We start from the raw sequence: 14,825 nt of genomic DNA on the forward strand, positions 1-14,825 counted from the left end.
CGCAGAACCCTGAACATCAGCTTTTAGAATGATGTTCAATTCTTTTATTTCCCCTTCTTTCATTTGTTCGAACAAAGTATCTAGGGTTACACGGGATTTCTCATTACGTTGTGAAGCAAGTTGTCTCTGTGCACGCACTTCCCCAACTTGACGGGCCGTTTTCTCATCTTCAAAGACGATGAAACGATCGCCGGCTTGCGGCACTTCGTTCAATCCAGTGATTTCAACCGGTGTTGAAGGACCTGCATCCTTAACACGGCGTCCAAGATCGTTGACCATCGCACGAACACGTCCGAATGTATTACCGATAACGATCGGATCCCCAATTTTCAACGTTCCGTTTTGAACAAGCAATGTGGCAACCGATCCGCGCCCTTTATCCAAACGTGCTTCGATAACCGTTCCATTTGCTTTACGAGATGGATTCGCTTTATACTCCTCCACTTCACTGACAAGAAGAATCATTTCAAGCAAGCTATCGATACCCTCACCGTTCTTAGCTGAAATTGGTACGAAAATTGTGTCTCCGCCCCATGCTTCAGAAACTAAACCATGTTCTGTCAATTCTTGCATGACACGGTCCGGATTGGCAGCTTCTTTATCCATCTTATTTACAGCAACGATAATTGGAACTTCTGCCGCTTTAGCATGGTTGATCGCTTCAATCGTTTGAGGCATGACGCCATCATCCGCAGCGACGACAAGAATGGTGATATCGGTAACTTGTGCACCGCGGGCACGCATTGTTGTAAACGCAGCATGACCTGGTGTATCAAGGAATGTTATTTTCTTATCGTTAACTTTAACTTGATAAGCACCGATATGCTGAGTGATTCCGCCCGCTTCGCCTTCAGTGACTTTTGTATGGCGTATAGAATCAAGCAATGTCGTTTTACCATGGTCAACGTGACCCATGATCGTCACGACAGCCGGACGTTCAATCAAATCTTCAGAAGCATCCTCAGTGACAAGTGATTCAAGGTCTGTTAGATCGACACGAATCTCTTCTTCGGCCACTACACCGTATTCCGCACAAATCAATTCAATTGCATCTTTATCCAAAGTTTGGTTGATAGTTGCCATAACACCAAGCATAAAGAGCTTTTTAATGATTTCAGAAGGTTCACGGTGAAGTTTTTTTCCAAGTTCCATAACCGTCAAAGACTCATAAAACGTAATTTTCTCTGGAAGTTCTCTTTCTTTACGTTTTGTAACAGGTGCCTGAGGCGCTTGTTGTCTTTGTTTATTATTTTTATTCTTGTTATTGCGACCCTTGTTGAACTGGCCGCCAGTTGGTTTTTTCGTCCCTACAGGTTTAACTGGTGGTTTCTTCTTCAGTTTTTCTTTATTGACAGTGCTCTTTTCATCCGCTTCGGCTTCGTACTTCGCAACCGTAGCGTTAGCTTTTGGCTCTTGGCTTTTATCTTCGTTTTTAGGTTTGATTGAATCGTTTAATTTATTTACAGTTGAATCGTCTAATGCTGTCATATGGTTTGTTACCTCTATATTCATTTCTTTAAGTTTATTTATTACATCCTTGCTTGAAACGTTCTTTTGTTTTGCATATTCATATACACGCAATTTTGTCATACGTTCACCCCCGTAAAATTTAATCGAGCAGCGTTCGGAGTTTTTGTGCAAAACCTTCATCCAGAACTGCGACGGCAACTCTAGCATCCTTACCTATCGCATGGCCGAGCAATGACCTGCTTTCGACTCTTTTTAAAGGAACCTGATAAAATGCGCACTTATCAGATATTTTTTTTTCAGTGTTTTTTGAAGCGTCCGCGGATAAAATAACAACTTTGGCATTACCGCTTCTAATCTCTTTAACCACTAATTCTTCACCCGAAATTAGCTTGCGTGCTCGATTGGCCAAACCTAATAGAGACATCCATTGTTGTTGTTGGGTCATGGTGTTAGTTTTTCTCCTTATTCACTAATTCGAGCAATTGTTCATAAAGGGAAGAATCGATTTGGGTACTAAGGTGATTAGCCAGCACATTTTTCTTTTTGGCCAGCTCGATAACATCCCGATCAAGAGTCAAATAAGCTCCCCTTCCAGATTTCTTACCGGTCGGATCCAGGCTGACTTCCCCTTCTTTAGATCGAACGATGCGAATGAGTTCTTTCTTCGGCTTCATTTCGCCTGTCGCCACACATTTACGCATCGGGATTTTTTTTCGGTTATTCATCTTTTTTCACCTCGAATTACTCGTTATCCTCTTCGAAATCTGTTTCCTCTTCAGTAACATAACTATCTCTGCTCAAAAGGAATTCCTGTTCTTCCACAGGATATATACCAGCTTCGCGGGCTTCCGTTTCACTCTTGATATCAATTTTCCAGCCTGTAAGCTTGGCAGCTAAACGGGCATTTTGTCCACGCTTACCAATTGCCAGGGAGAGTTGATAATCCGGTACGATTACAGTCGTCGCCTTTTCCTCTTCTTTAACAATGACCTCAAGTACTTTTGAAGGGCTTAAAGCATTCGCAACGAAAATGACCGGATTCTCCGACCATTTGACGATATCGATCTTTTCACCTTTCAATTCGTTGACTATGGCCTGAACACGCTGGCCTTTTTGGCCTACACAGGAACCGACAGGATCGACTTCTTCGTTATCGGAGTGCACGGAGATTTTTGAACGGTCGCCTGCTTCGCGGGCAACTGACTTGATCTCGACTGTTCCATCGAAAATTTCAGGCACTTCGATTTCGAATAAACGTTTTAAAAGGCCAGGATGTGAACGGGATACAAAAATTTGCGGACCCTTGGAAGTCTTTTCAACTTTAGTGATGAAAACTTTAATGCGGTCATGCGGTTTATATTGTTCATTCGGCATTTGCTCATTCACCGGGAGCAAAGCCTCGATTTTACCTAAGCTCACATAAATGAATCGGGAATCCTGGCGTTGAACGATACCAGTCATGATATCCTCTTCACGATCGATGAATTCGGCATAAATGATGCCCCGTTCCGCTTCACGCACCCTTTGAGTGACAACTTGTTTTGCTGTTTGTGCAGCAATACGGCCGAAATCCTTAGGTGTTACTTCCATTTCGACAACATCATCTAACTGATAGTTGGGATCAATTGCTCTTGCTTCTTCAACAGAAATTTCCAGACGCGAATCGAACACTTCGTCAACAACGTCTTTTCTGGCAAATACACGCATTGTTCCTTTACCAAGATTCAAGTCGATACGTACATTTTGTGCTTGGTTAAAGTTACGGCGATATGCCGATATAAGGGCAGATTCAATCGCGTCGATCAAAACCTCCCTGGAAATTCCTTTTTCGTTTTCTAAAATATAGAGAGCATCCAATAACTCATTGCCCATGGTGATCCCCCTTACGGATATTTAAATTAATGATTTGCTTGACTTAAGCGAAGGTAATCGCCAATCTTGCTTTGGCTACCTTTTCGAATGGTATGACGATCGTTTTCTTTCTTGTCTTGATTCTGACTTCGATTGTCACTTCTTCACCATCGAAACTGGTTAAGATTCCTTCGAATTCTTTTTCATCTAAAATGGGCTCGTATGTTTTTATGTAAACATTTTTACCGATAGCATTAAGGAAATCCTTCTCTTTTTTCAGAGGCCTTTCAGCTCCGGGTGATGAAACTTCGAGAAAATAATTTTGTGGAATCGGATCAACCTCATCAAGCTTTTCACTGAGTTTTTCACTCACATTTCCGCAATCATCAATATCTACGCCTGTTTCTTTATCAATGTACACTCGAAGGAACCAGCTTTTACCTTCCTTCACATACTCCACTTCGACTAATTCAAGCTGCAATTCTTCAAGAATTGGTAATGCTAATTCCTCTACGACTTCCGTTACCTTTTTACTCATTTGTTTCCTCCATACGTGCGTTGTATGCGCTTGGTTTCGGATTCAAAATAAATGGTCATTACAACACGAAAGAGTGGGTTTCCCCACTCTTGCCATTGGTTCCTCTTAGTATTTCCAATAAAAATATACCATAATCAAGATATTTTTGCAAATATCATGTCTGTTTCTTCCTTTTTGAAATCCGTTTCCTCTTTTAAAATAAAGATAACTGATTTTGTTCAGGCAATGACTCCAGACAGCCTTGTTTATCAAGGTATTCAAGGATGGTCTTCGAAACCTTCCCCCGCTGTTGAAGGTCTTCTTTGGAGAGGAATTCACCATTTCCCCGTGCGTTGACAATATTGATCGCCGCATTCGTTCCAAGACCAGGTATCGAATTGAAAGGCGGAATCAAAGTATTTCCTTCAATTAGGAATTGATCTGCACTGGATTTGTACAAGTCCACTTTAGCGAATGAATATCCTCGTTCACACATTTCCAAAGCTAGTTCAAGAACCGTCAATGTATTCTTTTCCTTTGTGGATGCATCCAATCCCTTTACCATGATTTCTTCCATTTTTGCTTTGATCGCTTGCGATCCCCGTGTCATGGCGTCGATTTCAAAATCATCGGCACGTACTGTGAAATAGGCCGCATAGTATAATAAGGGCAGATGCACTTTAAAATAGGCAATCCGGACAGCCATTAAGACGTAAGCTGCAGCATGGGCTTTCGGGAACATGTATTTAATCTTCTTACATGAATCGATATACCATTCCGGCACCTCATTTTTCCTCATTTCCTCTTCGAATTCCTCCGAGAGCCCTTTCCCTTTACGTACAGATTCCATGATTTTAAACGCCAGGGAAGGATCGAGACCTTGATAGATCAGATAGACCATAATATCATCCCGGCAGCCTATAACCTCACTTAGTGTGCAGATCCGGTTGTGGATCAGTTCCTGTGCATTGCTCAGCCATACATCCGTACCGTGGGAAAGGCCTGAAATCTGAACAAGCTCGGAAAAAGTCGTAGGTTTCGTATCTTCAAGCATCTGCCGGACAAAACGCGTACCAAATTCCGGGATGCCAAGCGTACCCGTTTTACACATGATCTGTTCTTCGGTAACTCCTAGAGATTCAGTACTGCTGAATATTTTCATTACTTCCGGATCATCGGTAGGAACGGTCTTTGGATCGATGCCACTTAAATCTTGAAGCATCCGGATTACTGTCGGATCATCGTGTCCAAGTATATCAAGTTTCAAAATATTATCGTGAATGGAATGGAAATCAAAGTGAGTTGTTTTCCACTCTGAATTCCGGTCATCCGCAGGGAACTGAATTGGTGTGAAATCATAGATATCCATATAATCCGGAACGACGATGATTCCGCCCGGGTGCTGTCCAGTCGTCCTTTTCACACCAGTGCAACCGGCAACAAGGCGATCGGTCTCGGCTCCGCGCATATGGATGTTATTATCAGAGGAATACCCTTTTACATATCCATAAGCCGTTTTTTCAGCGACCGTACCAATCGTTCCGGCACGATATACATATTCTTCACCGAATAAGACCTTCGTATAGTTATGGGCCTTCGGCTGATATTCACCGGAGAAGTTCAAGTCGATATCCGGAACCTTATCCCCTTTAAATCCAAGGAAAGTTTCAAACGGGATATCATGCCCGTCTTTTGTATAAGCGATGCCACAATCGGGACAGTCTTTATCGGGCAGGTCAAACCCGGAACCTACAGAACCGTCATTGAAGAATTCGGATTTCTTGCACTCAGGACATACATAATGCGGCGGAAGAGGGTTCACCTCTGTAATTTCAGTCATGGTGGCAACGAAAGATGATCCAACCGACCCCCTTGAGCCAACTAGATAACCATCATTCAATGATTTTTTAACAAGCTTGTGGGAAATTAAATAAATAACGGCAAAACCGTGGCCGATGATGCTTTTCAATTCTTTCTCAAGACGGGCTTCCACGATTTCCGGCAGGTTTTCCCCATAAATCTTCCTTGCCATGCCATAACTCATTTCACGCATCTCTTCATCTGCACCTTCAATTTTAGGTGTGTATAACTCATCCTTGATTGGCTTGATTTCTTCAATCATATCAGCGATTTTATTCGTGTTGGTTACCACGACCTCTTTGGCTTTCTCGGAACCGAGGAAGGAGAATTCCCGCAGCATTTCATCTGTTGTCCGAAAATGTACGTCAGGAAGCTTATGACGATTCAACGGGTTCGCGCCGCCTTGTGAATTCACAAGGATTTTACGGTAAATTTTATCATTCGGATCCAAATAATGCACATTTCCCGTGGCTACGACTGGCTTGTCCAGCTTTTCACCAAGCTTGACGATATTGGAGATGATCGTTTCTAATGATTTATCATCCCGTACATATTCAAGCTCAATCAAATGCTGATACACTTCCTTCGGATGGATTTCAAGATAATCGTAGAATTCGGCGATATCGACGACTTCCTCAAAACCCTTCTGCATCATCCCTTCAAAAACTTCCCCTTTATCACATCCCGATCCGACCAGGATTCCTTCACGATACTTTTTAAGTTGTGAGCGCGGTAATCGGGGCACACGATAGAAATAATCGATGTGTGATATTGAAATTAATTTAAAAAGGTTTTTTAACCCCGCCTGTGTTTGCGCGATCAACGTACAATGGGACGGCCGGGAACGCTGGTAAGCATTTCCTTTACCCATATTGTCATTAAGTTGATCATGATGGGTAATCTCCTTTTCCATTGCATCCTTCAGCATCTTCAGCATAAGGTAACCTGTAGCTTCGGCGTCATAAATGGCCCTATGATGCTGGGTCAAATCAATATCGAACTTTTTACATAGTGTATTTAACCGGTGATTTTTAAACTCCGGATATAAGAAACGGGCAAGTTCCAATGTATCAAGCACAGGATTGGAAGCTTTAGGATAACCCAAGTTTTTATAACCTATATTCAAAAACCCCATATCGAAGGCTGCGTTGTGGGCAACCAGGATCGCATCGCCCGCCCATTCCTTGAACTTTTCCAGCACTTCCGAGACTTCTGGAGCATTTTCTACAAGATCATCAGTGATTCCAGTCAATTCTATCGTCGTATTGGATAGTGGGTGATGCGGATTAGCAAATGACTCGAATCGATCAATGATGTCCCCGTCACGGATTTTGACTGCAGCAAATTCAATGATCGTATCATAAACGGCTGACAGACCCGTCGTCTCTACGTCAAACACAACATAGGTTGCATCTGCCAAAGCGATATGCGCCTCATTATAAACGATGGGTACACCATCATTTACAAGATTCACTTCGACGCCATAAAGGATTTTGATACCATTCTTTTTCCCGGCACTATAAGCTTCAGGGAATGATTGTGCTCCCGCATGATCTGTAATGGCAACAGCCTTATGCCCCCACTTTGCAGCTTGGGCAACAAGCGCTGAAGTAGGTGTCACTGCATCCATCGAGCTCATTGGGGTATGCATATGCAGTTCTACACGCTTTTCTCCTTCCGGTGCCTTATCCTGCCGTCCTTGTTTAGAAATTTCATTTATATCATTTGCGATCATTACAAGGTCACGTACGAATGTATCATTTTGAATGCTGCCTTGGGCACGTACCCACATCCCTTTTTTCACTCGGGCAAGTATGGCAGCATCTTCTTTATCACGCGAAAACATTTTGACCAATATCGAGCTCGTATAATCCGTGACTTTAAATGTCAACAGGCTTCGTCCGCTTCGCAACTCACGCACTTCTGCATCAAATACGAATCCTTCGATAGCAATCCTGCGCTCTTCATCGATAATTTGTTCGATTCTGCGGAAATCCGCATCTTCTTTAATCGTGTAGCCAATTTTAACCGGTCCTTCGTAGACGCCATCGTCGCCGCCTTTTTCCGATTCTTTCTTCTGCATTTCCACTAGCGCAGCAAGTCCCTTTTCCGCGTCTTCCTTTTGTTTCTCTTCCAAAAACTTTTGGTAATCAGGATTCGACACCGTTTCCTTCACTTCCGCTTCAAGTGTCAACGGAGGAAAACCGAATGTTTGGTAGATATTCGAAATGATGCCGGAGTATTTTCGTTTCAGCTGACCAGCTTCCGTATCATTTCGGGCGCTTACGATAAGCTTATATCCATTTACCGTTGGCACTTGTTCATTCAGGAGCGATAACAGTGCTGGAGACATGCCTTCAAGCTCGCCAATGCAGTTTTTCCAATACTCTTTTACCAATTGCTCGGTCACTTGCGGATTGGCCACGTTCAAGTTGAATGTGACCTTTGCAATATGGGAAAACGTACTTGCTAGATGAGTAGCAAGTCTTGTATGAACACTGCAAGGAATCAATGCAGGTATATTAAAGGCAAAATGCCATGTTTTGGACTCCCTCTCGATTGAGAGTTTATCAATTTCGGCACCTATGAAATAATTCACAAAGGCATCCTCGGTCAAGTCCATTTGCTGGAGCAAGAGTTGAAATCTCTCTCTACCGCTATTTGGATTTTGATCCATTCCCTCTCTCCCCTATCTACTATCTCTTTAGATATTATTCACTAGCATTTTCGTTTTGATATCAGAGGCTATTATAACATATCATGAATGTTTCACTAGTATCCAAATCCATGAAAAGGAAAGGCATCATCCGATTGAATGATGCCTAGTTCCCCCATTTTTAAATTATCCCAGTATTTCGTGAAGCTTTTGAGTTAGTTCAGCTCTTTCAAGTTCAAGAACCTCACCCGTTTTGCGAATTTTCACTTCGACAATTCCGTCGGATGCCTTTTTACCAACAGTCACCCTGACAGGGAGACCGATCAAGTCGGAGTCTGCGAATTTTACGCCTGCACGTTCTTGACGATCATCCATTAGAACTTCCATGCCTTGTGCCTTTAAATCTTTATATAAATCTTCTGCCAGGGCAGCCTGAGCCTCATCCTTCATATTGATTGGAATCAAATGGACTTGGTATGGAGCTAAATTCTTTGGCCAGACCAATCCTTTTTCATCGTTGAATTGTTCAGCGACAGCTGCAAGTGTACGGGAAACCCCAATACCATAACATCCCATGATCATTGGCTGCGACCGTCCATTCTCATCCAGGAATGTCGCATTCATAGCTTCGGAATATTTTGTTCCCAGCTTGAATACGTGGCCTACCTCAATTCCTTTGGCAAATTTAATTTTTCCGTTTCCGTCGGGCGATAGGTCACCCTCTTGGATGAAACGAAGATCTATATAATTGGCCACGTTAAAATCACGAGCGGGATTGACGTTCACATAATGGTGGTCTTCCTCATTTGCACCACAAACTCCATTAACCATGGCTTCGACGGCAAGATCCGCAATCACTTCCACATCAGAAGTGACATTTATTGGTCCAAGAGATCCAATTGCACATCCCAAGACTTCCTTCGTCTCATTTGGATCGACCAAATCAACGATTGAAGCGTTATAGAAGTTCTTCAGCTTGATATCATTGACTTCATGATCTCCTCGTACCAAAACTAGCACATACTTTTCATCCACTTTAAACAATAATGATTTTATTAGTTTCGCTGCATCGGTATTCAGGAATGCAGCAACTTCTTCTATCGACTTTTGACCCGGTGTATGAATTTTTTCAAGTGCAATTTGTTCTTCGCTGCTTTTTTCATATTTTACATTCACAGGTGCCATTTCAATATTGGCTGCATAATCGGAAGTATCCGAATAAGCGATGGTATCCTCCCCTATTTCAGACAGGACCATGAATTCATGTGTATCCTTACCACCCATTGCCCCAGAATCGGCAATGACCGCACGGAAGTTCAACCCACAACGGCTAAATATATTCGAATATGCCGCAAATAAATTTTTATATACAGCATCCAGGCTTTCTTGATTAGCATGGAAAGAATAAGCATCCTTCATGATGAACTCACGTCCACGCAACAATCCGAAACGCGGTCTTTTTTCATCACGGAATTTGGTTTGGATTTGGTAAACCGTCAATGGAAGACGCTTATAGGATTTAACCTCATCGCGAACTAAACTGGTTATCACTTCTTCATGCGTGGCACCAAGCGCAAATTCACGGTTGTTGCGATCCTTAAGCCGCATCAACTCTGGACCATAAGTATACCAGCGTCCAGATTCCTGCCAGAATTCAGCTTGTTGTAAAGCCGGCATCAACAGTTCCACTGCACCTGCATTTTCCAGTTCTTCCCTAACGATCGCCTCAACCTTTTGAAGCACCTTTTTTCCAAGCGGCATAAAACTATAAACCCCGCTGGAATTTTGTCTCATAAATCCTGCACGCAATAGCAGCTGATGACTTTTGATTTCAGCATCTGCAGGCACTTCCCTCAATGTAGGGATCAACGTCATACTTTGTTTCATATTTGCACCTCTTCAATATTTCCTTTAAATTACTTGCAGCTTCGGTAAATTTGATACCGCAACATTTTAATACGGTCATTTCATACAAAAAAGACTTTCCGGTCATTCAGAAAAGCTAATTTAATATACTCATTCTCGATTATACTTACGATTTCCCTAGAAAACAAACAATTTCCCCAAAACGATTAAAAAACTAGGAAATCCCTTCAGATAAGAAAACGGCCAACAGATAATTCTGCTGGCCAGTTTTTGCAATATCCAAACATGTCTTACAGGAAGAATCGCTGGATGTCATTCCAGGTAACGACAATCATCAATAACATCAGCAAAGCAAAGCCGATGAAGTGGACCATCCCTTCTTTTTGACGGTCAATTGGTTTCCCTCTTAAGAATTCGACCACAAAGAATAACAGTCTTCCTCCATCCAATGCCGGCAGCGGAAGCAGGTTCATGATTCCCAGGTTAATGCTGAGCAGCCCTGCCCATTTCATTAACGTGAATAAACCTTGTTTTGCCACTTCCTCAGTTGATTTATATATGCCTACAGGACCAGATAAACTGTCGATCGTAAATCCGCCCGTAACAAGATCACCAAGGATAATGAAGATTTGTTTTGTCCAAAAATACGTTTCTGTAAAACCATATTGTATAGCTTTAATCGGTGCTTTTTCAACCGGAGGGTAAACACCGATAATCCCGATTTTCTTCCCTTCCCTTTCCACTTCTTGTGGAACAACCGGTACTTCTAGTGTTTTCCCGTCCCTGTCAACGACAAACTCGATCTCTTGCCCAGGGTTCTTTTGAATGCTTTCCTGAACATCTCCCCAAGTCGAGACTTCCGTACCTTCTATGGATTGAATGACATCTCCCGATTTTAAACCGGCATTTACAGCCGAACCATCCGGAGTCAACTCACCTAGTTTCGCTTCATCCACCACGACACCTTGAAACAGGCCGATCAGCACAAAAATGACAAAAGCCAAAACGAAATTCATTGCCGGACCAGCTACAATCGTCAGAAAACGATGCCCAAGCGACTTTGAGGCAAATTGCCGGTCAAAAGGAGCAATCTGGTTCTCTACACCATTTTCAACGATCACAGCCTCTTTATGGATGGCAAACGTTTTTAGTGTATCTTCCTCTCCCTCTTCATAACCAGTAAGGATCAGTTTATGATCAAGGTCGATCACTTCAACTTCCACAAGTCGAATATCAGGATATTTATCTTTATTGTTCAAAATGATCTTTGTAACATTCTCATCATTATCGAACATTAACCCCACCCGATAGCCGGGTTTCAATTCTATATTTTCTGCGTCTTCACCGGCCATACGCACGTAACCGCCAAGAGGAAGCAATCGGATGGTATAAACGGTTTCCTTCTTTTTATATGTGAATACTTTTGGCCCGAAACCGATTGCGAACTCACGGCATAAGATTCCTGCTCGCTTTGCAAACACTAAGTGCCCAAGCTCATGGAAAAAAACTAGAGCTCCAAAAATGATGATGAACGCTATAATCGTTTCTAAAGTCTGCATGTTCCGGTCACCTATCTTTCACTAAAGATTCTATATACTGCCTTGTCATATTATCGACTTCCTGAATCGTTTCTAAATCTGGAAGGGCTATGACGGAATGCTGATTCAGCGCTTTTTCAATTAACGTCTCAATTTCAAGGAAGGTTACCTTTCCAGATAAGAATGCAGAGACTGCAGCTTCATTGGCGGCATTCAATACAGTAGTCATCGTTCCGCCCATTTTACCTGCTTTATAAGCGAATTGCAAACAAGGATATCTGGTGAAATCCATATCCCTGAAATGCAGTTTGCCTGCTTCAGCAAGGTTCAATCGTTTGCGGCCTGCCAGCGGAATACGGTCTGGATAAGTAAGTGCATATTGTATCGGCACCCGCATATCCGGTGTCCCCAGTTGTGCTATCACGCTGGAGTCATGAAACTCAACCATGGAATGGATGATGCTCTCCTTATGTAGCAATACATCAATTTTATCGTAGGGAAGATCGAATAGCCAATGGGCCTCAATCACTTCCAACCCTTTATTCATCATTGATGCTGAATCGATCGTGATTTTAGCTCCCATTGACCAGTTCGGATGGTTCAGTGCCTCTTCCACCGTTACATCCTTCAATTCTTCCCTGGTCCGATCTCGAAAACTGCCTCCTGAAGCAGTAATGACAAGACGTTCTATATTTTTTTCCTTTTCACCTTGCAGTGCCTGAAAAATAGCTGAATGCTCACTGTCAACCGGCAGCAATCTGACCCCCGCTTTTTTTGCTTCACTCATGACCAAATGACCCGCCGTCACCAACGTCTCCTTGTTGGCGATAGCAATATCCTTTTTTGCCTTTATTGCTTGAAGTGTCGGATAAAGACCCACGCTTCCGATGACGGCATTGACCAATATCGTCGCCTGACCATAAACAGCAACAGCAGTCAATCCCTCATCCCCATACATGAACTCGATATCTTTGCGGTTGGAGAATTCACTTTTCAAAACATGATAATCTTCTTCCGTCTGGACTGAAACCAGTTTCGGTTCAAACTCTTGTATATAAGTCCTGACCAATTCTATATTCTTTCCAGCAGAAAGCGCCACGATCTTGAATTGATCTGGATGGGACCTGACTACATCCGCCGTTTGTTGACCAATCGATCCTGTCGCGCCCAAAAGGCTGATATTTTTCAAATTGTTCATCTCCTAATTCATATAACGCTTGCCTATATTTATATTATAAAACATGCAATAAATGCAAAATCGGTAAAATGAAGATCACACTATCTAGCCTGTCCAAAATTCCACCATGTCCCGGGAGAAGATTCCCTGAATCCTTAACGCCATAATGACGTTTATACGCGGATTGGACGAGATCACCCAATTGGCCGAATACCCCAATGATTAATGAAATCAATAATAATTGTAATAACGTGTAATCAAGGCTGGAGAAGGCGTAAAATAAAACACCCACCACCATCGCGGATATTAACCCGCCGATAAATCCTTCCACCGTCTTGTTTGGACTTATTTCTGGCCATAGCTTTCTTTTACCAAGCGATTTACCAATGAAGTAGGCTCCGGAATCAGTTGCCCAGATCGTAAATAGGGTAAGCAGGATATAGATCAGCCCCAACCCCAAAGAGTCACGTGTTTCAAATAGGAAGTAGAAACCTATCCCCAAGTATAGGATTGAAATCACTAGAAAGCCTGCGTCATCAAAGGTAAAACGGTTTTTTGAAACGACTGTATAAAGTAACAGCAGCAAAACCCCGATCAAGAATACTTGAACTTTATCATAATTAATTTCTGCCAAAAAAGCGGTATGCTCATTAGGCAATAAAAGCACCCACAATAATATGTGAGAAAGAAATGCTTCAAAAGAAAGTACACGTAACTTTTTCATTTTCATCAGTTCGTACAAACCAATTGAACCTAACAGATAAACCGTCAGTAAAAAGGGAGTGCCCCCTAAAATGACTAGTGGAATGAAGATAGCGGCAACTACGACCGCCGTAATAATTCGTTGTTTCATTATTCCATTTTCCTCGCCTTCTACATTAAACGCCACCGAATCTTCGTGAACGCTTTTGATACTCCTCAACTGCCTGCAATAAATGCTCTTCACTAAAATCCGGCCACAGCACTTCAGTAAACCAAAGCTCCGTATAAGCAGACTGCCAAAGCATGAAATTACTTAAACGGATTTCACCGCTAGTACGGATCAGTAAATCGGGATCCGACAAATGTTTGGYCATCAGGTAACTGGATACCATTTCCTCCGTTACATTTTCCTTTATTATACCATTCTTAGCATCTTGAATGATGCTATTCACTGCAGATACAATCTCCCCACGGCTTCCATAGTTCAGGGCAAAATTCAGAATCATCCCATCATTGTCTTTCGTGTCTTCCATTGCCCGTTTAACGGCACTTTGAGTATGTGACGGAATGAGTGACAAGTCCCCAATCGTATCAACTCTAACATTTTCCGAAATGAGCTCGGGCAAAAAAGTCCCAAGAAATTCCTGGGGCAGCTTCATCAAAAAGTCGACTTCACTTTTCGGGCGTTTCCAATTTTCAGTGGAAAACGCATAGACCGTTAAAGTTTTGACCCCTAATTTATTGGCAACTTTCGTAATTCTACGAACGGTTTTCATACCTTCATGATGACCCGCCACACGTGGCAATGCACGCTTTTTGGCCCAACGGCCGTTCCCATCCATAATGATGGCGATATGCTGAGGAACATCAAACTGTTTAATATGCTGAATCCTATTTGTTACATCGGAAGAAGCATCTTTTTTAACGAAACGCTTCCAAAGTGAATACATATGTTAGTCCCCCATCAGGTTGTACTTATCTCTCTACAAAGGCAAAGTTTTTCGTGCACTATGTATATCAAGCTTTCTGCCGCTTAAAAAGAATCTATATTATAATATCAAAAAAAAACTGGTTCTCATATTATTATTATGAAAATTATTTCTTCATTAGAAGCTTGAAAGGGAGAAATCATTCCTTCTTTTTTTCTGAAACCGATTATGACTGACATGAAAAATGCAAAAAAAAGGC

The 14,825-nt window shown here is 42.3% G+C and carries 11 protein-coding genes; all 11 read right to left on the reverse strand.

Translation table 11 applies throughout. The features are described 5' to 3' along the window. Nucleotides 1–1,590 (reverse strand): translation initiation factor IF-2 (gene infB / locus AC1DVB_RS12285; RefSeq protein WP_477589437.1); only part of this gene is annotated, 1,590 nt, incomplete at its 3' end. Nucleotides 1,591–1,609: 19 nt separating this feature from the next. Next, entirely contained in the window at nt 1,610–1,915 is a 306-nt protein-coding gene (locus AC1DVB_RS12290) for a YlxQ family RNA-binding protein (RefSeq protein WP_034313614.1), read from the reverse strand. Between the two features lie 4 nt (nt 1,916–1,919). Then, on the reverse strand, nt 1,920–2,195 hold the full coding sequence (rnpM, locus tag AC1DVB_RS12295) for an RNase P modulator RnpM (RefSeq protein WP_034313617.1): 276 nt from the start codon (nt 2,193–2,195) through the stop codon (nt 1,920–1,922). 16 nt (nt 2,196–2,211) lie between these two features. Continuing rightward, nucleotides 2,212–3,342 carry a transcription termination factor NusA gene (gene nusA / locus AC1DVB_RS12300; RefSeq protein WP_057278398.1) on the reverse strand — a complete coding sequence of 377 codons (1,131 nt, stop codon included), beginning with the start codon at nt 3,340–3,342 and terminating at the stop codon, nt 2,212–2,214. 43 nt (nt 3,343–3,385) lie between these two features. Further along, the gene (rimP, locus tag AC1DVB_RS12305; protein WP_057278399.1) at nt 3,386–3,859 is read right to left on the reverse strand and encodes a ribosome maturation factor RimP; all 474 of its coding nucleotides are present in this window, start codon (nt 3,857–3,859) and stop codon (nt 3,386–3,388) included. Between the two features lie 193 nt (nt 3,860–4,052). Next, the gene (locus AC1DVB_RS12310; protein WP_057278400.1) at nt 4,053–8,375 is read right to left on the reverse strand and encodes a PolC-type DNA polymerase III; all 4,323 of its coding nucleotides are present in this window, start codon (nt 8,373–8,375) and stop codon (nt 4,053–4,055) included. A 165-nt stretch (nt 8,376–8,540) separates the two neighbouring features. Then, complete coding sequence (locus AC1DVB_RS12315) at nt 8,541–10,241, reverse strand: proline--tRNA ligase (protein ID WP_239860681.1); 1,701 nt, start codon at nt 10,239–10,241, stop codon at nt 8,541–8,543. A gap of 269 nt (nt 10,242–10,510) precedes the next feature. Next, nucleotides 10,511–11,779, reverse strand: coding sequence for an RIP metalloprotease RseP (rseP, locus tag AC1DVB_RS12320; protein ID WP_034313629.1), 1,269 nt, complete (start codon nt 11,777–11,779; stop codon nt 10,511–10,513). A 7-nt stretch (nt 11,780–11,786) separates the two neighbouring features. Next, nucleotides 11,787–12,947, reverse strand: a complete 1,161-nt coding sequence (dxr, locus tag AC1DVB_RS12325) for a 1-deoxy-D-xylulose-5-phosphate reductoisomerase (RefSeq protein WP_034313632.1) — start codon at nt 12,945–12,947, stop codon at nt 11,787–11,789. A gap of 43 nt (nt 12,948–12,990) precedes the next feature. Beyond that, nucleotides 12,991–13,788, reverse strand: coding sequence for a phosphatidate cytidylyltransferase (locus tag AC1DVB_RS12330; RefSeq protein ID WP_034315397.1), 798 nt, complete (start codon nt 13,786–13,788; stop codon nt 12,991–12,993). 25 nt (nt 13,789–13,813) lie between these two features. Next, complete coding sequence (locus AC1DVB_RS12335) at nt 13,814–14,587, reverse strand: isoprenyl transferase (RefSeq protein WP_477589441.1); 774 nt, start codon at nt 14,585–14,587, stop codon at nt 13,814–13,816. Nucleotides 14,588–14,825: the final 238 nt, after the last annotated feature.

The organism is Peribacillus sp. P4_D6 (assembly GCF_056401795.1).